Raw genomic sequence first — 20,598 nt, 5'->3', positions numbered from 1 at the left:
AGGGGATGAGCCTTCGGGGTATGCACCGGCAGCAGCGGCCGCAGACGCTCCCACAAGGCATCGGAAATGATGAATTCTTGAGTCGTTGCCATACCCGAAAATAATGCCTATTTGGATAGGCTCTAAGCGCCAACTGCAAAGCCCTGCTGCCATGTCTGCGCTTCCTCTGTTCCCGCCCGCTACTCCCCGGCTCAACCCCAACCTGCGCGCCCTCGACCGACTGGCAGGCACCTGCGCCGTAGCTGAGGCCATGTCGCGGGTCGGCTGAAGCCCGGCCACGCAACATCCCCCCAGCCGCCGGCCGTAGGTGGCCTCCGACGGGAGCCAGTTTAGGGCGGAAGCCAACCAGTTGGAGCGGTTCCGAGGTCAATGGCTAGTAGCGCAAACTGTGTAGTTCGCGTCCCCGCGCCGTTGGCAGTCGTTCTATCGGCGCAGCAGTAGCGCGAACTACACAGTTCGCGCTACTGCTGCTCGCGCGCCAGAGGGGGGCTCCAGGCAACGCTGGTCGCCAAATTCGCATATTGCCGACATGAAACACTTCCTCGGACTCGTGCTGTGTGGTTTTCTGGCTTTCTCAGCCGCCGCTCAAAACATCACCGCTCCGCTTCCCGACTCCGTAAAAGCCCATCTTGACAATACCCTGGCCGTGCTGCAAGCCAATGCCCTGGGTAGAGATAACATCGACTGGGCCGGCCTGCGCACCACCGTATATCAGAAAGTGCAGGGTGCCCGCACCGTGCGCGAAACGCTGCCAGTGTACGCCTACATATTCGAGCAGCTGCACGACGACCACGGCTACCTCACCTACAAGGGCAAAGACTACAAATGGCGCAAGCCCCGCGCTGCTTATGCCAATGCGGCCGTAAAAGCCGCAGTAGCCCAAAAGCCCACCATCCGCGTCCGGGTGCTGGAAGGCCGCATTGGCTACGTACAGCTGCCCGGCAACTCGCCCGGCGGCAGCCTGGAAAAGATGCGCCAAGAAGCCCAGCTTTTGCGCGATTCGCTCTGCGCCATCAACTCCAACAAAATAAAGGCCTGGATCATCGACCTGCGCCTGAACACGGGCGGCTCCATGGCCCCCATGCTCGGTGGCCTGGGCACGCTCATCGGCGACGGTCCGCTGGGCGGCTTCGTCGATAAAGACGGCAAGCCCGACGGCAACTGGTACCTGCGCCACGGCGACTTCTACTTCGATACGCTGGCCGCTACCCACAGCCAGGACCGCTGCCCCGTACGCCGAACCGACAAGCCCATTGCTGTGCTGCTTAGCGGCCTCACGGCCAGCTCGGGCGAAATCGTGGCCATCGGCCTGCACGGCCGGCCGGCCACCCGGTTCTTCGGCGAGCCTACCTATGGCCTGACCACCGCCAACGCGGGCTACCCCGTCGATAAGGATACCTTCCTGACCATTGCCGCCCTCGTGGAAGCCGACCGCACCGGCAAACTCCACGCCCCCAACGTACTGCCCGACGTGCTCATCACCGGCGGCGACAACTTCGCCGAGCCCACCAAAGATGCCAAAGTGCTGGCTGCCCTACAGTGGCTCAAAACGCAGAAGGCCGGGCAGAAACGCTAAGCCCACCGAGTACCAGTTGGGGCACTTACCAGCAGCTCGCGCGGCCCGCCTTAACACGGTGTAGTCTCCTCGGACCCCATACCAACCTGTGCCGGGCCGTTGCGCTCCTCCGCCATCCTGAAACGCCGCCCGGACTTCTCCAGGCGGCGCGGTGTTGGGGTTATTTCTGGCGCGGCAGTGGCAGTATAACCGCCACCGCAAGGCTGGGCACGAGTTACGCTGCCCTATCGGGCCAGCGAAAACTGGCGCAGCCATTGCTTCGCCTCTTCCATATTCGAAAACATCTCGGCTTTGAAGGACGTCAGCTGCTGATAAAAGGCCACGGCGGTGGCATCGGCCATCGACTCGCGCGTAGTAATCATGGCAAAATGGGTGAGGCCTGCCTCGGCGGCCTGGGGTGCCCAGGTATTGATCACCCAATCGAGCGAATGCTCCCAGGGGCCCAGCACAGCGCGGGTATCGTTGAGTACGGCGTGGTAGCCCGACTCGGCCAGAGCGGCCGTATAGGCCGCCGCCCCGGTCCGGATATTGTCGCCGGTGAGGTAGCCCATCCAGTTCACGTCAATCCAGCGGTCGGTGGGTACGGGCTCTATCGTGAGGTAAGTCCGTTCCAAGGGGCTTCTTAATTCTTGACGCATGTACTCTAGGTTGTAGGGGTAATGGGTAATACTTCGGCCAGCCACGCTTTGGCGGCGGCCATCGTGGGCAGGTAACGGATGTGAAAGGTGTATTCCTCGCTCTGCATCACGTTGGTGGCATACTGCTTCCCTGAAATCTTGCCAAACACCGATTCGGCTTCCACAAAAGCCATGTAGCGCACACCGGCGGCATAGGCCCGGGGGTTCCAGTCGGTGTGCAGCCACTCCTGGTCGGCCGGTTTTACGGCGCCCAGCCCCTGCAAATCGGCAATCCAGCCCACGGGGCCTTTGTGCCGCTTGGTTTCGCTGATGTAGTGGCGGAGGGTTTCATTCATGAGGGAGCGAAGCTGTTCGCTATTGGCAAAGCCCGTCCATTGAATAATCGTGCTCGGCACTTCGGGCGCCAGATGAATGGCTCCGAACGATTCGGAGACTAAGGTAGTGTCGCTCATAAGCCTCCCTCTACGGTAGTACGCCCGCAAAAATACGGCCATTTCCCCGGTGCTCGTGGCCAATTAAGAGCCGGGTACTCAACGTATGTTGCTTTGCGGCCGCTGCCGAACTCAGGCTGTTGCGCGTCTGTAACGCGGCCATGAGAACAACCGGCTCCAACGATTCTCGTCAGAGACGCGGTGCCGGAAGTCACGCGTCACAACCGCGCGCCAGCAGTGGAGGACCCCAGCCCGCCAGCCGCTACCGGGGACGGCAGCGGCTGAGGAAACGTCAGGAGCTATTCTGTTTTCAATTTCACTTGAAAAGTGCATCCTACGGAATCACCAGCTAGCCAAACGTAATAAGTCCCGTCCTTCAGTTTTCCCAAGGTTAGTACCGTTTCCTTCAAGTCAGTGGCATTATTACCAGTCCCAGTGCGTTGAATGGGCTGATAGGTACCGTTACGTTTCAAGAGTTTGCCGTAGTTCTTTTCGTCCCATACGGTAACCGACGTTCTCAACATCTCGGGCAAGACCAGTTCCACTGCTTCCCCTGCTTTCCGCCTTATGATAATCGGCTTGCACTCTGTCCCTACTTCGCAAGCTTGCAGGTAATCCCGGCTTACCGAGAATGTCCTGGGAGGCGGTGCACAAGCAATACCCTCGACGTTTGAGAGCGTTAGAACGAAGGCAATGCCCAGCATCAGGTACTTCATAAGGTGCAAATCATTGGTGCGATTGGCTGCCATCTTTCATTCCGTAAGCTACGCCACTGGCGCGAGTTTAGCGCAGCGTACCTCATGCCAGCTCATGCCGGGAGGCTGTGCCTCCCCCGTTAGAACGACCACGCCGCCCGAATTTCTCCAGGTGGCGCGGTTTCGGCTTGCCACTGGCGCGGCAGTGGAGATACAACCTCCACATAATGGCTGGTCACGAGTTACGCTGCGCTAAACTCGCGCCAGTTGGGTGCGGTTCCGGCTTGCCGCGTTGCGGCAGTGGAGGTATAACCTCCACGTCATGGCTGGTCACGAGTTACGCTGCGCTAAACTCGCGCCAGATGGGGGGGCACTCGGCACAGCCGAGCGACTGCGAGGCCGGCGAAGTAGGGGTCTTCACCGACAAAGTCACGTATTCGATTTATTTTTTTCGATTGCGTGACTTTTGCGTTACGCTTGCTGGTATTGAAGCTGTTTAGGAAGTCCAAAGAACATCATGCTGAGCGAAGTCGAAGCATGATGTTCTGATTGATTTTGGCGACTGCCTAACCAGCTTCATTGGCAGCAATGCTTGCCTTCGCCGTCGCTCGGCTATGCCGGGTGACGACTACGCGGAGCGACTTTTCCGCGCTGGTCCCGCGCCGTCCGGACCCGCTCCGGCAGCCCGGGCTGGTTCGCAGCATAGCTGCTCAGGGCGTAGCGGTGGTCGGTGAAAAGGACGCAGGAGCACACGGGAGTAGGGTACTGCTAAAAAAAACCGCAGGTGCCCTACTCGTTAGTAGGGTACCTGTTTTATTTTTTTTGGGTACCCTACTTTATAGCTACCCTACCCGGGGCCCGAAATACCAGTAGCCGCAGCTCCTCGTCAAACGCATAGAGCCGCCGCGTTTCGGGACATGTGGTACCCCCCCCCCCCAGCCAGCGCCCTGGCTCCGCCTGGGTCAGCGCAAAATGAAGGCAGCCGCCGCGGTGGTTTCCGGGAAAGAGGTGGGGGGCGAGGCATCCCGGTAGCGCCCCCGCAGGCAGGTGGCAGCGGGCCAGCAAAGTAGATGCCGCACCGGCAAAGTCACCTATTCGATTTGTTTTTTTCGATTGGGTGACTTTTGCCGAGGACACCGGATAAGCTACTCCGCCGTCGCTCGGCTAGGCCGGGTGACCACCTACGCCGGAGCCGGCTGTGCCGCAAGCGTCCCGCGCCAGCCGGGCAAGGCGTGCGCAGGCAACCCGGACGGATTCGTAGCCCGGCTGCTCAGAGCGTAAGCGTCACTCGGCCCAGCCGAGCGACGGTGGGGAGGGGAGCGGCACCACTGGCGCGAGTTTAGCGCAGCGTACCTCGTGCCAGCTCATGCCGGGAGGCTGTGCCTCCCCCGTTAGAACGACCACGCCGCCCGAATTTCTCCAGGCGGCGCGGTTTCGGCTTGCCGCTGGCGCGGCAGTGGAGGTACAACCTCCACCTCATGGCTAGTCACGAGTTACGCTGCGCTAAACTCGCGCCAGTTGGGGCCAGTTGGGGCTAAACTCGCGCCAGTTGGGGGGGGGCGGCCCCACCCCCCCGGCCCCACCCGCCCACCCGCCGCGACCGGGGGCGGCAGCGGCGGGGGAAGCTTAAGATGCTATCTTTGAAGAGTTACTGGATTTGACCACCTCGTTGGTACCCAGATGCTAAACCCAAGAACAGTATTTCCCCCTCCTCTGCACCAAAATTTTCAACGACAACCAAGAGCAAGATTGGCTCATATCTGCTAATCCTGCTCTTCAACGCAAGCATTTGCTGGATAAACTTGAACTTGACAATAAACGCAGACAGAACATTTAAAAAGGAGGTCACAATGAAGCAAGAAACTTACACTACTCACAATAGTGCAGAGGATTTGAATCAGGGATTTGCCAGTGCGGATACGGTATCTGTGGTGGCTTAAGCCTCTTGAGGCTATATAAAAAGGACGGCCATTGTGCCGTCCTTTTTAGGTCAATACCACTGTCTGGATGGTAAATACCTAGAAACCTATCGAAGACTACTTACGTTTTTACAAAATACTTTGTGGAATTTCAGCAGAATTTCCCCACCTTTGCCCGTAGAAAAGCTCTGTAGCTCCCGAACGCCCAAGTTCCACTTGGGAAGTTTATGTAGGGAGAACGGAGCTTTTTCTATTTCTTATACTTCGTAGTATCTACCTCCTTAGCATTGGGTACGAAGAGCCAATGTCTGTAAGCGTGGAGCCAACGGTTTTCCAGACCACCGCCGCGCAAGCCAGTAGAACAGCCACAATTGAAAGCGGGAAGCAGTCTTTGGATACGCCCGTTGATGTGCTTGTATAACTTTTCTTTTGCAATGGTCCGCTTGCCACGGTACCGGGCACCGTCGGGCTTTTCAAGGTGCTTGTCATTGAGGCGAAAAGCCATACTGCCAAGCACAACATCTAGTAACTGTAGCAATCGGTGAGTTTTAGAGTCAACTTCAGTAATATCATCTCTCCTGAATTTGATGTGTGCTAATCTAAACTCCGGCTTTGTTTGCAATCCTTTGATGTATTCCTTAAATGCCTGCCGCTTGGGTAAGGTATCAGGCAAATAATCGAAATAAGCCCTGACATACACTGGGCGACCAGAATCATTGCTATAAGGCAAGCCAAAGGCGTGCTGGAAGAAATGATAATACAGGATGAAATACTCATTCTGCAACTGCTCGTCCGACAAATTGAGCGGGCGGTTTGCATTCTGTGTGAACATGATGCGGACCTTCACCAAGTCAGCGTCCATTAAGTCGAAGAAGGTATCCATCAAAGCAATGTACTTCTGCAAGTAGTTTGCGGTAACCTTCTGCCACTTGATTTCGGTGTTGAAGTGATGCTCTTCGCAAACAGCATCTATGGCTTTCTCCACACGCCGCAAGTCGCGTGAGCGGACCAAAACACCCCCGTAAAAGTTTGAGAAAAACTTGCCGTCTTTAACTGATTCGTCGCAATAGATTCTGTATTCCATTAGGTAGGAAAAGCAAGAAAGGAGGGCTTTAAGACCTCCTTTCTTGAATTAATAATAGACCAGAATCCCCCTACGACCCACACGCCTCGCAGCCGTCCGGGTTATCCAGCGAGCAGCTCATGTCGGATTGGTTCTGCTCCACCAGGGCCATCGGCTCCAGGGTTTCGGCGGCTTGCTTTTCCACCGTGAACTTGATGGCGTCGGCGGCGGCTTTGGTGCGCAGGTAGTACATGCCGGTTTTCAGGCCCTTCTTCCAGCTGTGGAAGTGCATGCTGGTGAGCTTGCCGAAGTTCACGTTCAGCACGTGCAGGTTCAGGCTCTGGCTCTGGCAGATGTAGGCCCCGCGGTCGGCGGCCTGGTCGATGATGCGGCGCTGCGAGATTTCCCACACCGTCTTGTACAGGTCTTTGATGTGCTGCGGGATGCGGGCAATGCCCTGCACCGAGCCGTTGGCGGCAATGATTTCCTGCTTCATGGCGTCGTTCCAGAGGCCCAGGGCCACCAGGTCCTTCAGCAGGTGCTTGTTCACCACCATAAACTCGCCGCTGAGCACGCGGCGCACGTAAATGTTGCTCGTGTAGGGCTCAAACGACTCGTTGTTGCCCAGAATCTGGGCGGTGCTGGCCGTGGGCATGGGCGCCACCAGCAGCGAGTTGCGGGCCCCGTGCTTCACCACCTCGGCGCGCAGGCTCTCCCAGTCCCAGCGGCCCGAGTCGGGCGTCACGTTCCAGAGGTCGAACTGGAACTTGCCCTGGCTCAGGGGCGAGCCGGGGAAGGTTTCGTAGGCCCCGTCCTTGATGGCCAGGTCCTTCGAAGCCGTCATGGCCGCGAAGTAGATGGTTTCGAAGATGTCCTTGTTCAGGCCCGAGGCTTCGTCGCTCTCGAAGGGCATGCGCAGGGCAATAAACGTATCGGCCAGCCCCTGCACGCCCAGCCCGATGGGGCGGTGGCGGAAGTTGGACTTCTGCGTTTCGGGCACCGGGTAGTAGTTCACGTCAATCACCTTGTTCAGGTTCAGCGTGGCCTGGTAGGTCACCTCGTACAGCTTAGCGTGGTCGAAGGTGGTGTTGCCCTTGGCGTCGGTCACGAGGTAGCGGGGCAGGGCCAGCGAGGCCAGGTTGCAGACCGCAATTTCGTCCTTGTCGGTGTACTCAATAATCTCAGTGCAGAGGTTGCTCGACTTAATCGTACCCAGGTTCTGCTGGTTCGATTTGCCGTTGGCGGCGTCTTTGAACAGCATGTAGGGCGTGCCCGTCTCGGTCTGGCTTTCCAGAATGGCGAACCACAGCTCCTGCGCCTTGATGGTCTTGCGGCCGCGGCCCTCGCGCTCATACTTGGCGTAGAGCTTCTCGAACTCGGGGCCCCAGGTGGTATCCAGGCCGGGGCACTCGTGGGGGCACATCAGGGTCCAGTCGCCGTTTTCCTCCACGCGCTTCATGAACAGGTCGGGCGTCCAGAGGGCGTAGAACAGGTCGCGGGCGCGCATTTCCTCCTTGCCGTGGTTCTTCTTCAGGTCCAGGAATTCGAAAATGTCGGCGTGCCAGGGCTCCAGGTAAATGGCGAAGGCGCCCTTGCGCTTGCCGCCGCCCTGGTCCACGTAGCGGGCCGTGTCGTTGAACACCTTCAGCATGGGCACCAGCCCGTTGGAGTTGCCGTTGGTGCCCTTGATGTAGGTACCCGTAGCCCGCACGTTGCTCACCGACAAGCCAATACCGCCCGCCGACTGCGAAATCAGCGCGCAGTTCTTCAGCGTGTCGTAAATGCCGTCAATCGAGTCGTCCTTCATCGTCAGCAGGAAGCACGACGACATCTGCGGCTTCGGCGTGCCGGCATTGAACAGCGTGGGCGTGGCGTGGGTAAACCACCGCTCGCTCAGCAGATTGTAGGTCTTGATAACCGAGTCGATATCGTCCTTGTGGATGCCCACCGACACGCGCATCAGCATGTGCTGGGGCCGCTCCACCACCTTGCCCTCCAGGCGCAGCAGGTACGAGCGCTCCAGCGTCTTGAAGCCGAAGAAGTCGTAGTTGTAGTCGCGGTCGTAGATGATGGCCGAGTCCAGGGTGGCGGCGTGGTTGTGGATGATTTCCCACACGTCCTTGGCAATCAGCGAGGCATTTTCGCCGGTCTTGGGGTCTTCGTAGGTATACAGCCGCTTCATGGTGCTGCTGAACGACTTGGACGTGACCTTGTGCAGGTTGCTGACGGCAATGCGGGCGGCCAGGATGGCGTAGTCGGGGTGCTTGGTGGTGAGCGAGGCGGCGGTTTCGGCGGCCAGGTTGTCCAGCTCCACGGTCGTCACGCCGTCATAAATTCCGTCGATGACCTTCTTGGCCACCTCAATGGGGGAAATAAAGTTCTGATTGAGCCCGTAGCAGAGCTTTTCGATGCGCGCCGTGACTTTATCGAATTTCACGGATTCGCGGCGGCCGTCGCGTTTGAGTACCAGCATGAGCGAGGGAAGTTGTGTTGGGTTGTAGGAAAGAGTACACCACGCCGGGCAAGGGCGGGCGCTACGTTCAGAAAGAGGGTGGAAACGGAGCTACTCCGGTGTTCTTGATGCGGAAGTTATCGGCTTCCGTTGGGTACGACAAACGGAAAGTTTAGAAGTTTTCCACATATGGCTAAAACGGTATTGTTCAGGGCCTTTTTCGAGATTGGTGGGGCATCGCTACCCGGCAAAATGAAGCTGCAAATAGGGTTGGCAATCTGCCGCAGATTTGATAGTGCGGGACGATATGCTCCAGCCGATGCGGCGCATCTTGTTGACGCCGGTCCGCATGTGTTTAGGCTTGTTGGGGGCGTTTATTTCCAGGCGTAAGCAAAGCAGCCCTTCAGCCGGTCGATGCTTTCCTGGTTGAGAAACGGATAGGCGTCTTGCAAAGCGTCTTGTACGTTTGCCAGCGCTTCTGCCAGGGTTTGCGTCGACCAGTTGACCGGGTAGCTTACGGCAAGCGTGTAGGCTTCCTGCACGAAGCAATAGGTTGCAAAGCCCTAGTCCTGTCTTAGCGCTTCTTGCTGCGTCACCGACCATAGGCCCAGGTGTTGGGCAATGGCGGCGTTGGCTTTTGCTTGAGCTGCGGGAAGAGCATCCATTCGCACCGAAGAAAGGAGAAAAAAGCTCAGGGCCGGTCTGACGGATTATGGTTCCAGCGGCGGTAGCTGAGCCCATCCCGATTACGGGAGCATACGCAGTCGGCCTTTACCGGGCGGGTCGGAAACAGGCTGTGGTAGAGCTGCAGGCTGGGGTGAAGCCAACGACGATACTCACTGTCGTTGAGAGCTAGCAGGAAGTGATAATCGGCGTTGAGCAGCCCAGACTTCCGGTGTAGCTGCCGGCAAATAACCAGTAGCGGGTCATGCAGCGGCGGCCGCCAGCCGTCAAAGATAAATTCCGGCGAGGTATGGTAGATAAAATTAACGCCGGCCACTCGTTCCAGCATGTAAGTGCGCGGCAACGTGCGCACCAGTACCGGCAGCGACTTGCGTTGCGCCAGCGGCAGCTCAGCCAACACTCTCTCCAGCTGCTGATATTGCTGGCGGGCCCACCACAGCGCGGGTGCCAGGGCAAACACGCCTACTACGAATACCAGCCACTTGCCGGGCAGCCGCAGCCGCGCTACCCGCCACAGCAGCTGCCCGCCAAAGAATGCGGGAACCCAAACCAGCAGTGGCAGAACCAACCAGAAGAGGAATATCCAGAGGGTATACAGCTCTGGCTGTAAGCTGATAAACCACGCGCAGTAAGCGCACACCGTGAAGGCCACACCCTGCAGAAACAGTGCCCCGTAGCGTACCGCCCGCGAAGCCATGCCGAGCCAGGGCCAGACCAGGAAAGCCCCGATGCTCAGCGTAAAGACAACACCAGCCCACATAACCGGTTGGCAAAATCCTTGAATGAGATACTGATTGGTTGTCAGGGCAAAAGCAGCCAGCCAGATATTGAGTAGCGGTAGTCGTAAGACTCGTTCCTGAATAAAGCGAAACGAAAAAGAACGTCCTGCTCATCTGGCGTCCGCTTGTCGAAGCATCTCTACCGCAGTGGTAAGTAGCATTGCGGTAGAGATGCTTCGACAAGCGGACGCCAGATGAGCAGGACAGCCGAATTTTAGCATCGGTTCCTACTTCAGGAACAAGTCTGTAGTCTTAGCCTACGGCCTATACTTTTTAGTTGGGCTATTATAGCCATAGAGCCAGTAACGGTAGGAACCAGAGGTTCTTGCGCGGGCAACAGAAAGCCCGGCCCTCCTTGCGGATGAGCCGGGCTGAAATAGGGGTTGCGGGGAGCTTAAAAGTCCTCGTTGAGCGAGAAGGCGTTTTCGGTCCGCTCGCTCATCACGCCGGCCTTCTGGTACTCGGCCACGCGCTTCTCGAAGAAGTTGGTTTTGCCCTGCAGCGAAATCATCTCCATGAAGTCGAAGGGGTTGGAAGAGCCGTAGATCTTGCTGTAGCCCAGGCTCTGGAGCAGACGGTCGGCCACGAACTCGATGTACTGGGCCATGCTCTTGGCATTCATCCCGATCAGGTTCACGGGCAGCGCATCGGTCACGAACTCCTGCTCAATCTGCACCGCGTCGCGGATGATGCTGTGCACGCGCTCCTCCGAGAGCTTATTTTGTAAGTAGCTGTACAGGAGGCAGGCGAAGTCGCAGTGCAGGCCCTCGTCTCTGGAAATCAACTCGTTGGAGAAAGTCAGGCCGGGCATCAGGCCGCGCTTCTTGAGCCAGAAAATGGAGCAGAACGAGCCGGAGAAGAAGATGCCTTCCACGGCGGCAAAGGCAATGATGCGCTCGGCAAAGTCTTCCGAGTTGATCCACTTCAGCGCCCATTCGCCCTTTTTCTTCACGCAGGGCACGGTTTCCAGTGCGTTGAAAAGGCGGTCTTTCTCCTGGGGGTTTTTGATGTAGGTATCAATCAGCAGGGAGTAAGTCTCCGAGTGAATGTTTTCCATCATAATCTGGAAACCGTAGAAGCAGCGCGCTTCGGGCATCTGCACTTCCTGCATGAAGTTGACGGCCAGGTTCTCGTTCACGATGCCATCGGAGGCCGCGAAGAAGGCCAGCACGTGCGAGATGAAGTGTCGCTCGTTGTCGTTGAGGTTTTCCCAGTCCTTCTGGTCCTGGGAAAGGTCGATTTCCTCGGCCGTCCAGAAGGAGGCTTCGGCCTTTTTGTACATCTGCCACACCGCATCGTTCTGGATGGGAAAGAGCACAAAGCGGTTGGGATTCTCGACGAGCAAGGGTTCCATAGTGGGCAAGATAAGATGTGGAAGGAGCTTCTGACAAAACCTGAGCAAGACAGGAATAACAGCTAGCCAACCCCGCGCCGGACAAAAATGTTTGGCGTCTTTTCAGGGTGGCCAAAGCCTGGTCGGAGCACCAAATATAAACCCAGGCGGCGGGAAGACCTTACCCTTTTGACGTTTTTTCTCCGCTAATTTTTATGCATGAATAAAAATTTAGGCCTCGGATAGAAACTTGAAAATCGGCACAAGAGTACCAAAAACAGGCCTTTTCGGGAAAGTTATCCACAATTTGCCTGTGGACAATCCTACTTATCCACAAATTTGCTATGCGTACACCCGCTTGGGCGTTCCCTAAGGCTACTTTGCCCTAACCGTTGCGCAAGCTGAAGGACCAGGATAGTGGCCCGACTGAATGACGATTAGTGAGTTAGGTTTGGTTTTGTGAAATGGTACTTGTACTTTTGCCTTCCAATTTTCAGAAAACGCGAAGACGCCGATGTACGCAATTGTCAACATAGCCGGGAAGCAGACTAAGGTCGAAGCCAATAAATTTGTATACGCTCACCGCTTGGCTGGCAATGTCGGCGACAAGGTTGAGCTGGGTAAAGCCATGCTGACCGAAAGCGAGGGCACCATCACCATTGGCTCGCCCCTGCTGGACGTAGCCGTGATGGGCACTATCCTGTCGCACGTAAAGGGCGACAAGGTGCTTGTATTCAAGAAGAAGCGCCGGAAGGGCTACAAGAAGCTGAACGGTCACCGTCAGCAGTTTACCAAAGTAATGATCAACAGCATCGGGTAGTTTGGTGCTTAGTTGTTGGTGCTTCCTGCTTCGCTCATATCCTTCGAGCACGCACGGCCCCGACACGATACTCTAAGCACTGACAACCAAGCACTAAGCACTAAATACAATGGCACACAAGAAAGGCGTAGGTAGCTCCAACAACGGCCGCGAATCACATTCTAAGCGTCTGGGCGTGAAGATTTTCGGTGGTCAAGACATCATTGCCGGCAACATCATCGTGCGTCAGCGCGGCACCAAGCACCACCCCGGCCAGAACGTGGGTATCGGCAAGGACCACACGCTGTTCGCTATGATCGACGGTACGGTACAGTTCCGCAAGGGCCGCAAAGACCGCTCGTTCGTAACGGTCGTTCCGGTAACTGAAACAGCTGTAGCTGCCGCGTAACTAACTGCCTTACAGCTTTCCAAAGCTGTTTGAAGTAGAAAAAGGGATAGTCCTACCGGGCTGTCCCTTTTTGCGTTGCCGTAAGCCTCCTAGTGGACTTACGCTATAGGACGCAACTGGTAGAGTACCGGCTTGCTGGGACTGGCATCCAGCTCCAGGCTGGTTACCTGCAGGTTAAGCAGGTACAGACCATCAGAAACAGAGTTGGGTACGAAGATGAGCTCTGTGATGGTGCAGTGGGTGCGGGTTTGCGCCGGATATTGCCAAAAGGCGTGGTGAGCTAGGAGCTCTCCGCTGTCTTCTTCCCGGTCAACGCTGGGTAGATCGAGCAACAGGTGTTGCACGTTCCGAGCTACCAGGTAATGGGCCAGGGCGGGCTCTAGGTACGTGGGGTTGGTGCCGGAGTAGTGGCGCTGGCGCTTGGCATCGTCGTTGGGCAACGTGCGCAGAACTACGGCTTCGGGTGTAGCGGCGGCGGCTTCCAGCAGAGGTTGCACGTCGGCTAGCATCACCACAAAGTCGCCGTTGGGCTGCACTCGGGGTGCTACAGATACAAGTTGAGCCACGAATAAAAATCGTAGCAGGCAGCGGTTCAAAGTGGCCTCTGGTGCGGGGCTGATGTGGCCGTAGCATTCGGTGTGGGTGCCGTTGCCGTGGGGCGTGAGGTGTACGCGCTGATAATTGGTACTGCCACCAAGGGCCACGCTGCCCACAAAGCTGCCGACGCGAATGACATCTACCTGCACCGGCTCGGCCCAGAAGCAGTTCACCTGCCCGGGACCAGCAGCCAACGGCAGCGAAATATCCAGCGGAGCGGCGGGGTCAAAGGAGTAGGCGAGGCCTTGGTGGGAGTAAGTAGCAGGCATCTTCGGGGGGCAGTCAAGGGTTAACGAGCCGGACTAATGGGCAGACTATTCAGAATTCGGCTTATTTCCCCGGCCCGGCTCAGAATCATAAAGTGGGTGCCGCCCTGAATCAGGTACTCGATGGGGGCGGAGCCACGCGGCAACACCCGGTCGTGGGTACCGTGGATGCGGAGGGCCGGCCCGACTCCGCGGCTGTTCCAGCGTAGCAGCCGGTCAATGGCCCAGCGGGCATACATGGGGTCGGTATCAAACAGAATTTGTTTGAAGAGCAGATAGTCGTTCCCGCTGTTGACGCCGAAATACCACTGTCCGGCGCGGGGAAACAGCTTCAGCAACTGCGGGGGTACCAGCTTATAGACACCAGTAGCACGGGCCAGCCGCAACAGCCAGGGCAGCGCGTCGGCATCAGGGACCCTTGAAATCAGTACTATCTGCGCCCGGGGCCGCCGCCGCCCGATTTCCAGGGCTACAATACCGCCAAACGATACGCTTGCCACAAAGCACGGCTGCTCCGGTGGAATACGCTCGGCTATGCGGCCTGCGTAGTGCGGCAGGGTTTCCCGGGGCTCCGGCAGCAGCCACGGTAGTGTGTGTGCGTCGCCTTTCAGCAGTGGTAGCAGGTCTCGGAAAACCCGCTCATCGGCCCCGAGACCGGGGAGCAGGTAAAAAACACGGGCGGAAGCAGCGTTGGGCACGGAATAGCAGGGGCAGGAGTGGCTATAGGGTCACGGCTCCAGACGCATGAACACTCCTTCGAGGTAGAAGATGTTGTGCGGCATGCTGTCCTCGTCCTCTTCCGGCTCGTCGGCAGGGTAGGTGCAGGAGAGCTTCATGGCCACTCCGTCCAGGGGCACGGGCGGCTTCTCTTCGGTCGTGTATTCGAGCAGGCAGGGCCACTCCGTGACGGTAGCCAGCGCTTCCGCTACATCCTCCTGCAACGTCTCGGCGCGCGAGCCCGCTAGGCGCAGCAGCAGATCGAGGGTAGGAAACTGCAGGCCCAGGTGGAAAAAATGCAGGTCTTCGTCGAAAAGCGTGGTGGCCCACACCGTTACGTCGTCGGTGTTGTCAAAAACAATAGCGGTAATCTGGATCTGTTCGACAAAAAAGTCGGTGTCATCCACGAGGGCATCAACGAGGCGTTTCATCCCTTGAACATACGTAAAAGCACAAAGCCAACTACGCGAAATATGCGGGTTCTGCTGCTTATAGCCCTACGAAGAATGGCAAGGCGCTGGCAGGAAAGTATTTATGCGCAGATAAAGAAAGTAGCTTTCCCGTGCTTTGGGCCTACAGTAGGCCGTGTGGACAGCATGACGTTCGAAGAAGGCCGCACTACCCCAAGAGCGCTACTGGCCACACAGGCTACGGGCAACCTGCTACCTTTCAGGCTCCAGAAACAACTCCAGCGTAATCTGGTCGGCCAATAGCTTGCCGCGGTTGGTGAGCATCAGTCGTGGGCCCTGTAGCGTGGCCCAGCCAGTGTGCTGTAGCTCGTGGAGGTAAGCGGCACGGTCGGTGCGCAGGTCGATGCCCAGGGTGTGGTGCAGGTAGTCAAGGTCGCAGCCCCGGGCCGTGCGCAACGATGTCATCAGGTATTCGTTCGCGCGGTCGGTGGGCGAGAGAGTTTCGTGCGTGGCCGGTACTTCGCCACGTTCCAGCACGGCGGCTACATAGTGGGGATTGTTGGCCACTGCGTACTGCCGGCTATGGCCATCGAAGGAGTGGGCACTCGGGCCCAGGCCCAGGTAGGGCACGCCACGCCAGTAGTTAGCGTTGTGGCGCGACTCCCGCCCAGGCCGGCAGAAGTTGGAAATTTCGTACTGCTCGTAGCCCTGGCTCGGCAGGTTGGCCAGCAGCAGCTCAAACTGCTGCGCCACAAACTCATCGGGGGGCGCGGCAAAGGTGCCCTTGCGCAGGCGCCGCCCGAACACGGTGTCGGGCTCAATGGTGAGGGCGTAGCAGGAGAGGTGGGGCACGTTCAGGGCAAAGGCCGCCGCCATATCCTGCTCCCAGAGCCTGTGGTCGGGGGCCGGTACGCCATAAATCAAGTCCACCGAAATGTTCTCGAAGCCGGCATCCTGAGCGGCGCGTACGGCCGAAGTCGACTCCGTAGCTGAGTGCGCCCGGTTCATCAGGCGCAGGTGGGGCTCGTGGAAGCTTTGCAGCCCAATGCTCAGCCGGTTGATGGGTGAGGCCGCCAACTCCCGTAGCTTCTGGGGCGTGAGGTCGTCCGGGTTGGCTTCCAGCGTGATTTCCGCCTGCGGCGACACCTGAAAATGGTGGTGAATAGCGCTGAAAAGGGTGTCCAGCTCTGCCGCTGTCAGCAACGAGGGCGTACCGCCACCGAAGTAAATCGTATCGAGCGTGGCGGCGGGCCCGAGGTAGTCGCGGCGGATTTCCAGCTCCCGCACCAAGGCCTCCACCAGCTGTCCTTTCAGGCTCATGGAGGTGCTGAAATGAAAGTCGCAGTAGTGGCAGGCTTGCTTGCAGAAAGGAATGTGGAGGTAAATTCCAGGCATGAAAAAAGAAATGAGCGCCCGGCCGGGAGCTGCCTGACGACAGAAAACAGTGGCGGCCCGGTGGTTCGTTCACCGAAGCCGCGCAGGAAATGACCCCACCCCGTACTTTCGGGAAATTAAAAGCGCGGTTTCGCGTTTGTGTTTCCAAATGTACGCCCGCGCCCCTGCTTTCCTGCTGCTTTGCCTCTGGCTGACTTTCGGCTGGCCGGGCAGCGCGCGGGCGCAAACCTCCACTGCCCCGGTCCCCAACCAGCCCCCGCTGCAGACGCCCGCCGTACCGCCCACCCGCCCGGCGGCCCCCGATACTACCCGGCGGGCCCTGCGCGTGGCTAATCGGAAGTTTATTCGCCTCGAAACAGAAGCTGCCGACCGTGCTGTGATGCGGCGCTACCGCTACCGCACTACCGTTTCTGACTCCTTGGCGGCTTTTCGGGAGGTGCGGGAAGTGGTGCAGGCCCTGCAGGCCGATGCCTACCTCACGGCCTCGGCCGACGGCCTGCGCTGGGGCCACGACACATTGCGGGTGCAACTCTACGTGGGCGAGAAGTTCCGGTGGGCCCGCCTGCGCAATGGTAACCTGGGCGACGGGCTGCTGACGCGGGCAGGCTACCGTGAGCGGTTTTTCACCGGCAAGCCCTTCGAGCCCGGCGAATGGGCCCGGCTCCAGCAGCGCATTCTGGTGGAGGCCGAAAATCAGGGCTACCCTTTCGCTACCGTGCGTCTGGATTCGGTGGAGCTGCGCGGGGCCGATATTACGGGCCGCGTGGTGCTGGACCGGGGGCGGGCCATTGTGTTCGACTCCCTTCAGATTGTGGGCAAGACTAAGACCCGCAAACGGTTTCTGACCAAGTATCTACAGATTTTTCCTAACCAGCCCTACAGCCAGCAGCGCGTAGCCGCCATCAGCCGGCTGCTGCGCCAGCTGCCGTACTTGCAGGTGAAAGCCGAGCCGGAAGTCCGGTTTGCCCAAGGACGGGCGCGCATCTACCTGTTGCTGGAAGACCGGCCATCGAATCAGTTTGATGCCATTGTGGGCGTGCTGCCCAATCCCACACCGGGACCGGGCCAGAAAAAGCTGCAAATCACCGGCGACGTGACCATTAATCTGCGCAACCTTAGCGGGGGTGGCAAGCAGATAGGGTTGCAGTGGCGCAAGCTGGATGTGGCTTCGCAGCTGCTCGATGCGCACTACGTGCATCCTAACTTTTTCGGGACGCCGCTGGAGCTGGGTGCCACGTTCAATCTGTATAAGCAGGCAAACTCGTTCCTGACGCTCCAGCCCCGGCTGCAGCTTACTTACCCCACCGTGCGCGCCGGGCGCATCACGTTTTTCACCGAGCGCCGCAGCTCCCGTCTGCTTGCCGACACGGCCGGGACGCTCAAGACCCTCACGGTGCTGCCCCAGAACATTGACTCCGAGTACACTTCCTATGGCCTCGACTACAACTGGAATAGTCTCGACGACCTGTTGTTCCCACGGCGGGGGCTGCTGGCCGCCGCACAGGCAGCCGTGGGCACCAAGCGCATCAGCAAGAATTCGGAGCTGAACGACACGCTCTACAACCGGGTGCTGCTCCGCTCTACGCAGGTCATGCTGGGGCTGCGGCTGGAGCGCTACTTCCGCATTGGCCGCGCAGGTGTGCTGCTCACGCGCCTGCGCGGTGAGGCCCTGCTGAACCAGCGGCTGTTTTTGAATGACATGTTCCGCATTGGGGGGCTGGCCACGCTGCGGGGCTTCAATGAGTATGCGTTCTATGCCAATACCTACGGGGTGAGCACCGTAGAATTCCGCCAGTTCACCGGGGCCGACTCCTTTGTCTTCCTGTTTGCCGACCAAGCCTACCTGCGGCGCGATTTGCAGAATGACAAAACCAGTGACACTCCCACCGGCCTGGGCGCGGGCCTGAGCTTCCGCACCGGTGCGGGTTTGTTTCAGTTCGTGTATTCGGTAGGGCGCTCTGCCAATCAGCGCATGTCGCTCAGCAACTCTAAGATTCACTTCGGCATCACCAGCCGCTTCTAAACGCCACAAGGCCCGCCCCCAAATCAGGAACGAGCCTTGTGATGTCGCCTTCCGGCAGTGCGTCCGCCTTACTTCAACGCATTTTTCAACTCGCCGGCGGCGAGGTCCTGCGCTGCCGCTGCTTGAGGCACCACGCCGCCCATGCCGAAGAATTCGTGGGTTACGTTGTCGTAGTTCTGGTATTTCACCGCAATGCCGGCAGCTTGGAGCTTGTCGGCATACATCTTCCCCTCGCTCATCAGCGGGTCAATGCCAGCGGTGATGACAGTGGCCGGAGCCAGACCTTTCACGTTGGGAGCCTTCACCAGCGAAATCATCGGGCTGTTGCCATCGGCGGGAGTGCGCAGGTAGTGCTTGAAGAACCACGCCATAAACGGCTTGCTCAAGGGCTTAGCCGCCGCATTCTTCTGGTACGAAGGCGTATTCATGCTGTAATCGGCTATCGGATACACCAGCAGCTGGTGCTTGGGCTGCATCACGCCTTTGTCGCGGGCCATCATGCAAACGGCGGCGGCCAGGTTACCCCCGGCGCTTTCGCCAGCCACGGCTATGCGTGTAGGATCACCTTTGATGGAGGCCGCGTTTTTCACTACCCACTGGTAGGCGGCAAACGAATCGTTGTGCGCCGTAGGAAACTTGTTCTCCGGAGCCTGCCGGTAGGCCACCGACACAAAAATAGCGTTGGTTTTCTCCGCTAAAGCCCGCACCGACGGATCATAAGTGTCGAGGTTAGCAATAACCCAGCCGCCACCGTGATAATATACTACTACTGGCAGCGGACCAGTGGCACCCTTGGGCGTGTAGATGCGGGCGCGCACTCCGGGTGCTACTTCCTTGGTCATCGTATCCAAGGGCGAAGGTGGCGTCGGAATGCTGAAGTCCTTCATCACGGCCATAGTGGCATCAGTGGCGGAAGGGCCTTTGCGGACTTCAGCCGGCGTGAGCTTCTCAGGCGGAGTGGGGCCGCTCAGACTGGCGAGCTTCTCGATAACTGTTTGCATTTCCGGGCCAATAGTGGGAGCCCATTCCGGCGCGGGACCAGCGGGTTTCACGGGTTTGGCACCGGCTGCCATGCCATCCGCGCCGGCCATAGTAGTTGTCGTATCCGAGGTGGTCATGGTGCTGCCATCAGCCGACTGCTCAGCCGTTTTCGCGTCGCCGCAAGAGGTAAGACCAAGACCAGCTAGAAACAAAGCGGCTGCAAAGCCAGCCGGGCGGCCAATCGTTGGTAGGAAAGAAGGTGTCATAGGATCAGGGTTGTGAATACGCTAAAATTAAAATGAGCTTACGCCAGCCTGAGAATAAGGTTTGTATAATACCTAGCTTATGTAGTATATTTTTTATTATATGTACTAGGCTTTCAGTTTATCATTTACCACAGTACAAAAACATTTGCCCTGACTATCAGGCTGAATACACGGATTAGGGGTGATTTTAGCAGGCAAGTGAAGCATTTCCGAAAAACCCTCTTACATTTGCATCACTAAACAGTGCGGGGTGGAGCAGTTGGTAGCTCGTTGGGCTCATAACCCAAAGGTCACAGGTTCGAGTCCTGTCCCCGCTACCTAAAAGGGCGTTTCCAATACGGAAACGCCCTTTTCTTTTGTCTGTGGGACAGTTTGTAGGACAAACCCAGACTGCCTCGTCACTTCATTATTCAACCTGCGCTGTTACGGGTTTCCATTGGCTCGTTCCCTTGGCCGCTGCTTCTGGCGCATATATTATATTGTTTAAGTGTCAATCAGACCGGTTGTGCCATTCTGAGACGGTCCGATTACGCTGGACAGTTTATGGCACTAACTTAAAGGAGTTGTTGGTGAGTGAGATACGGCGTCTGGTAGCCAATACTGGAATGCAGGCGCTCGTAATTGTAATAGTTAAAATACTCGGCCGCGCTGGCTTGCGCGTTAGCCAGGTCGGTGAAGACGGGCCACTCCTGACGTTCGAGTTCCTGCGTTTTGAAGCGCGACCACAAGTTTTCGGCCGCCCCAGTCGGAGTGGACCACCAGGTCCGGGGCGGACTGGGCCGCAAACGCCCGTTGCAAGGCCGAGGTAACGAATTCTATCGGGCATGGACGCGCCCCCTGCCAGCCCACGACCCTAATGCTGGCCATATCCTGAAAGGCGCACACATGGCCCCAGGTGCCATCCGCTAGGGGCAGATATGTAACGTCAGACACCCACATCCGGTTAGCCTAGGCGGGCTTGGGCTGGTCGAGCGACCCGTGGGTGGAGTCGGTCGTGTGCGGGGTGTACGCCTTAAGTTACCTGTCTCAAACGGCTACTAGTGCTTAGTCAGGCAAGTTAGCTGTCCTAATCTTTTGATAGTGGCGGTCGAGTTTGACGCGGGCTTTTTCCAGGGTGAATTGCCATTTTACTGTGGCCTGCGCCGTATTCCGCTCAGCCACGCAA

18 protein-coding genes and 1 tRNA gene are annotated in these 20,598 nt (G+C 58.1%); 5 read left to right on the top strand and 14 right to left on the bottom strand.

Going from position 1 to position 20,598, the window contains the following annotated elements; translation table 11 throughout:
• Positions 1–529 precede the first annotated feature (529 nt).
• Positions 530–1,576 (top strand): S41 family peptidase, encoded by a 1,047-nt coding sequence (locus E5J99_RS19395; protein ID WP_135499471.1) that lies wholly within the window; start codon positions 530–532, stop codon positions 1,574–1,576.
• A gap of 224 nt (positions 1,577–1,800) precedes the next feature.
• On the opposite strand, the gene E5J99_RS19390 is transcribed toward E5J99_RS19395, so the two are convergent.
• The 8 genes from E5J99_RS19390 to E5J99_RS19360 all read right to left on the bottom strand — a co-directional run bounded on the left by E5J99_RS19390 (position 1,801) and on the right by E5J99_RS19360 (position 11,591).
• Positions 1,801–2,214 carry an STAS/SEC14 domain-containing protein gene (locus E5J99_RS19390; RefSeq protein WP_135499470.1) on the bottom strand — a complete coding sequence of 138 codons (414 nt, stop codon included), beginning with the start codon at positions 2,212–2,214 and terminating at the stop codon, positions 1,801–1,803.
• Between the two features lie 5 nt (positions 2,215–2,219).
• Positions 2,220–2,666: a hypothetical protein gene (locus tag E5J99_RS19385; protein ID WP_135499469.1), complete on the bottom strand. Its 447-nt coding sequence runs from the start codon at positions 2,664–2,666 to the stop codon at positions 2,220–2,222.
• 278 nt (positions 2,667–2,944) lie between these two features.
• Positions 2,945–3,394: a hypothetical protein gene (locus E5J99_RS19380; protein WP_135499468.1), complete on the bottom strand. Its 450-nt coding sequence runs from the start codon at positions 3,392–3,394 to the stop codon at positions 2,945–2,947.
• A gap of 2,115 nt (positions 3,395–5,509) precedes the next feature.
• Positions 5,510–6,343: a DUF3800 domain-containing protein gene (locus E5J99_RS19375; RefSeq protein WP_135499467.1), complete on the bottom strand. Its 834-nt coding sequence runs from the start codon at positions 6,341–6,343 to the stop codon at positions 5,510–5,512.
• Positions 6,344–6,413: 70 nt separating this feature from the next.
• Positions 6,414–8,795, bottom strand: coding sequence for a ribonucleoside-diphosphate reductase subunit alpha (locus tag E5J99_RS19370; protein WP_135499466.1), 2,382 nt, complete (start codon positions 8,793–8,795; stop codon positions 6,414–6,416).
• Positions 8,796–9,148: 353 nt separating this feature from the next.
• Positions 9,149–9,316 (bottom strand): hypothetical protein, encoded by a 168-nt coding sequence (locus E5J99_RS21445; protein WP_167852242.1) that lies wholly within the window; start codon positions 9,314–9,316, stop codon positions 9,149–9,151.
• 149 nt (positions 9,317–9,465) lie between these two features.
• The gene (locus tag E5J99_RS19365) at positions 9,466–10,218 is read right to left on the bottom strand and encodes a hypothetical protein (RefSeq protein WP_135499465.1); all 753 of its coding nucleotides are present in this window, start codon (positions 10,216–10,218) and stop codon (positions 9,466–9,468) included.
• 413 nt (positions 10,219–10,631) lie between these two features.
• Positions 10,632–11,591: a ribonucleoside-diphosphate reductase small subunit gene (locus E5J99_RS19360; protein WP_135499464.1), complete on the bottom strand. Its 960-nt coding sequence runs from the start codon at positions 11,589–11,591 to the stop codon at positions 10,632–10,634.
• 493 nt (positions 11,592–12,084) lie between these two features.
• Between E5J99_RS19360 and rplU the strand changes: the two genes are divergently transcribed.
• Both rplU and rpmA read left to right on the top strand, forming a co-directional pair.
• The gene (rplU, locus tag E5J99_RS19355; protein WP_135499463.1) at positions 12,085–12,390 is read left to right on the top strand and encodes a 50S ribosomal protein L21; all 306 of its coding nucleotides are present in this window, start codon (positions 12,085–12,087) and stop codon (positions 12,388–12,390) included.
• A 109-nt stretch (positions 12,391–12,499) separates the two neighbouring features.
• Entirely contained in the window at positions 12,500–12,778 is a 279-nt protein-coding gene (gene rpmA, locus E5J99_RS19350; protein WP_135499462.1) for a 50S ribosomal protein L27, read from the top strand.
• Positions 12,779–12,876: 98 nt separating this feature from the next.
• On the opposite strand, the gene E5J99_RS19345 is transcribed toward rpmA, so the two are convergent.
• The 4 genes from E5J99_RS19345 to hemW form a co-directional block, all read right to left on the bottom strand.
• On the bottom strand, positions 12,877–13,644 hold the full coding sequence (locus tag E5J99_RS19345) for a cyclase family protein (RefSeq protein ID WP_135499461.1): 768 nt from the start codon (positions 13,642–13,644) through the stop codon (positions 12,877–12,879).
• Positions 13,645–13,664: 20 nt separating this feature from the next.
• Positions 13,665–14,339 carry an alpha/beta fold hydrolase gene (locus E5J99_RS19340; protein ID WP_135499460.1) on the bottom strand — a complete coding sequence of 225 codons (675 nt, stop codon included), beginning with the start codon at positions 14,337–14,339 and terminating at the stop codon, positions 13,665–13,667.
• Between the two features lie 30 nt (positions 14,340–14,369).
• The gene (locus tag E5J99_RS19335) at positions 14,370–14,789 is read right to left on the bottom strand and encodes a hypothetical protein (protein WP_135499459.1); all 420 of its coding nucleotides are present in this window, start codon (positions 14,787–14,789) and stop codon (positions 14,370–14,372) included.
• Between the two features lie 231 nt (positions 14,790–15,020).
• Positions 15,021–16,163, bottom strand: coding sequence for a radical SAM family heme chaperone HemW (gene hemW, locus E5J99_RS19330; protein ID WP_135499458.1), 1,143 nt, complete (start codon positions 16,161–16,163; stop codon positions 15,021–15,023).
• 148 nt (positions 16,164–16,311) lie between these two features.
• Between hemW and E5J99_RS19325 the strand changes: the two genes are divergently transcribed.
• Positions 16,312–18,186 (top strand): BamA/TamA family outer membrane protein, encoded by a 1,875-nt coding sequence (locus E5J99_RS19325; RefSeq protein WP_135499457.1) that lies wholly within the window; start codon positions 16,312–16,314, stop codon positions 18,184–18,186.
• Positions 18,187–18,254: 68 nt separating this feature from the next.
• Here the strand turns inward: E5J99_RS19325 and E5J99_RS19320 are convergent, their stop codons facing one another.
• Complete coding sequence (locus E5J99_RS19320) at positions 18,255–19,433, bottom strand: alpha/beta hydrolase (protein WP_245319120.1); 1,179 nt, start codon at positions 19,431–19,433, stop codon at positions 18,255–18,257.
• 244 nt (positions 19,434–19,677) lie between these two features.
• Between E5J99_RS19320 and E5J99_RS19315 the strand changes: the two genes are divergently transcribed.
• Positions 19,678–19,750, top strand: a tRNA-Met gene (locus tag E5J99_RS19315).
• A gap of 237 nt (positions 19,751–19,987) precedes the next feature.
• Here the strand turns inward: E5J99_RS19315 and E5J99_RS22335 are convergent.
• Positions 19,988–20,218: an integrase core domain-containing protein gene (locus E5J99_RS22335; protein ID WP_135499456.1), complete on the bottom strand. Its 231-nt coding sequence runs from the start codon at positions 20,216–20,218 to the stop codon at positions 19,988–19,990.
• Between the last annotated feature and the right edge of the window lie 380 nt (positions 20,219–20,598).

Origin of the sequence: Hymenobacter elongatus (genome assembly GCF_004745955.1) — a bacterium.
GTDB lineage: Bacteria > Bacteroidota > Bacteroidia > Cytophagales > Hymenobacteraceae > Hymenobacter > Hymenobacter elongatus.
The sequence above is the reverse complement of the archived record's forward strand: the minus strand, read 5'-3'. Positions and strand labels throughout refer to the sequence as shown.

Bases quoted from the DNA above. Each gene is read 5' to 3' on its own strand.
- E5J99_RS19395 (WP_135499471.1), top strand. From the start codon at position 530: ATGAAACACTTCCTCGGACTCGTGCTGTGTGGTTTTCTGGCTTTCTCA.
- E5J99_RS19390 (WP_135499470.1), bottom strand. From the start codon at position 2,214: ATGCGTCAAGAATTAAGAAGCCCCTTGGAACGGACTTACCTCACGATA.
- E5J99_RS19385 (WP_135499469.1), bottom strand. From the start codon at position 2,666: ATGAGCGACACTACCTTAGTCTCCGAATCGTTCGGAGCCATTCATCTG.
- E5J99_RS19380 (WP_135499468.1), bottom strand. From the start codon at position 3,394: ATGGCAGCCAATCGCACCAATGATTTGCACCTTATGAAGTACCTGATG.
- E5J99_RS19375 (WP_135499467.1), bottom strand. From the start codon at position 6,343: ATGGAATACAGAATCTATTGCGACGAATCAGTTAAAGACGGCAAGTTT.
- E5J99_RS19370 (WP_135499466.1), bottom strand. From the start codon at position 8,795: ATGCTGGTACTCAAACGCGACGGCCGCCGCGAATCCGTGAAATTCGAT.
- E5J99_RS19365 (WP_135499465.1), bottom strand. From the start codon at position 10,218: ATGTGGGCTGGTGTTGTCTTTACGCTGAGCATCGGGGCTTTCCTGGTC.
- E5J99_RS19360 (WP_135499464.1), bottom strand. From the start codon at position 11,591: ATGGAACCCTTGCTCGTCGAGAATCCCAACCGCTTTGTGCTCTTTCCC.
- rplU (WP_135499463.1), top strand. From the start codon at position 12,085: ATGTACGCAATTGTCAACATAGCCGGGAAGCAGACTAAGGTCGAAGCC.
- rpmA (WP_135499462.1), top strand. From the start codon at position 12,500: ATGGCACACAAGAAAGGCGTAGGTAGCTCCAACAACGGCCGCGAATCA.
- E5J99_RS19345 (WP_135499461.1), bottom strand. From the start codon at position 13,644: ATGCCTGCTACTTACTCCCACCAAGGCCTCGCCTACTCCTTTGACCCC.
- E5J99_RS19335 (WP_135499459.1), bottom strand. From the start codon at position 14,789: ATGAAACGCCTCGTTGATGCCCTCGTGGATGACACCGACTTTTTTGTC.
- hemW (WP_135499458.1), bottom strand. From the start codon at position 16,163: ATGCCTGGAATTTACCTCCACATTCCTTTCTGCAAGCAAGCCTGCCAC.
- E5J99_RS19325 (WP_135499457.1), top strand. From the start codon at position 16,312: ATGTACGCCCGCGCCCCTGCTTTCCTGCTGCTTTGCCTCTGGCTGACT.
- E5J99_RS19320 (WP_245319120.1), bottom strand. From the start codon at position 19,433: ATGACACCTTCTTTCCTACCAACGATTGGCCGCCCGGCTGGCTTTGCA.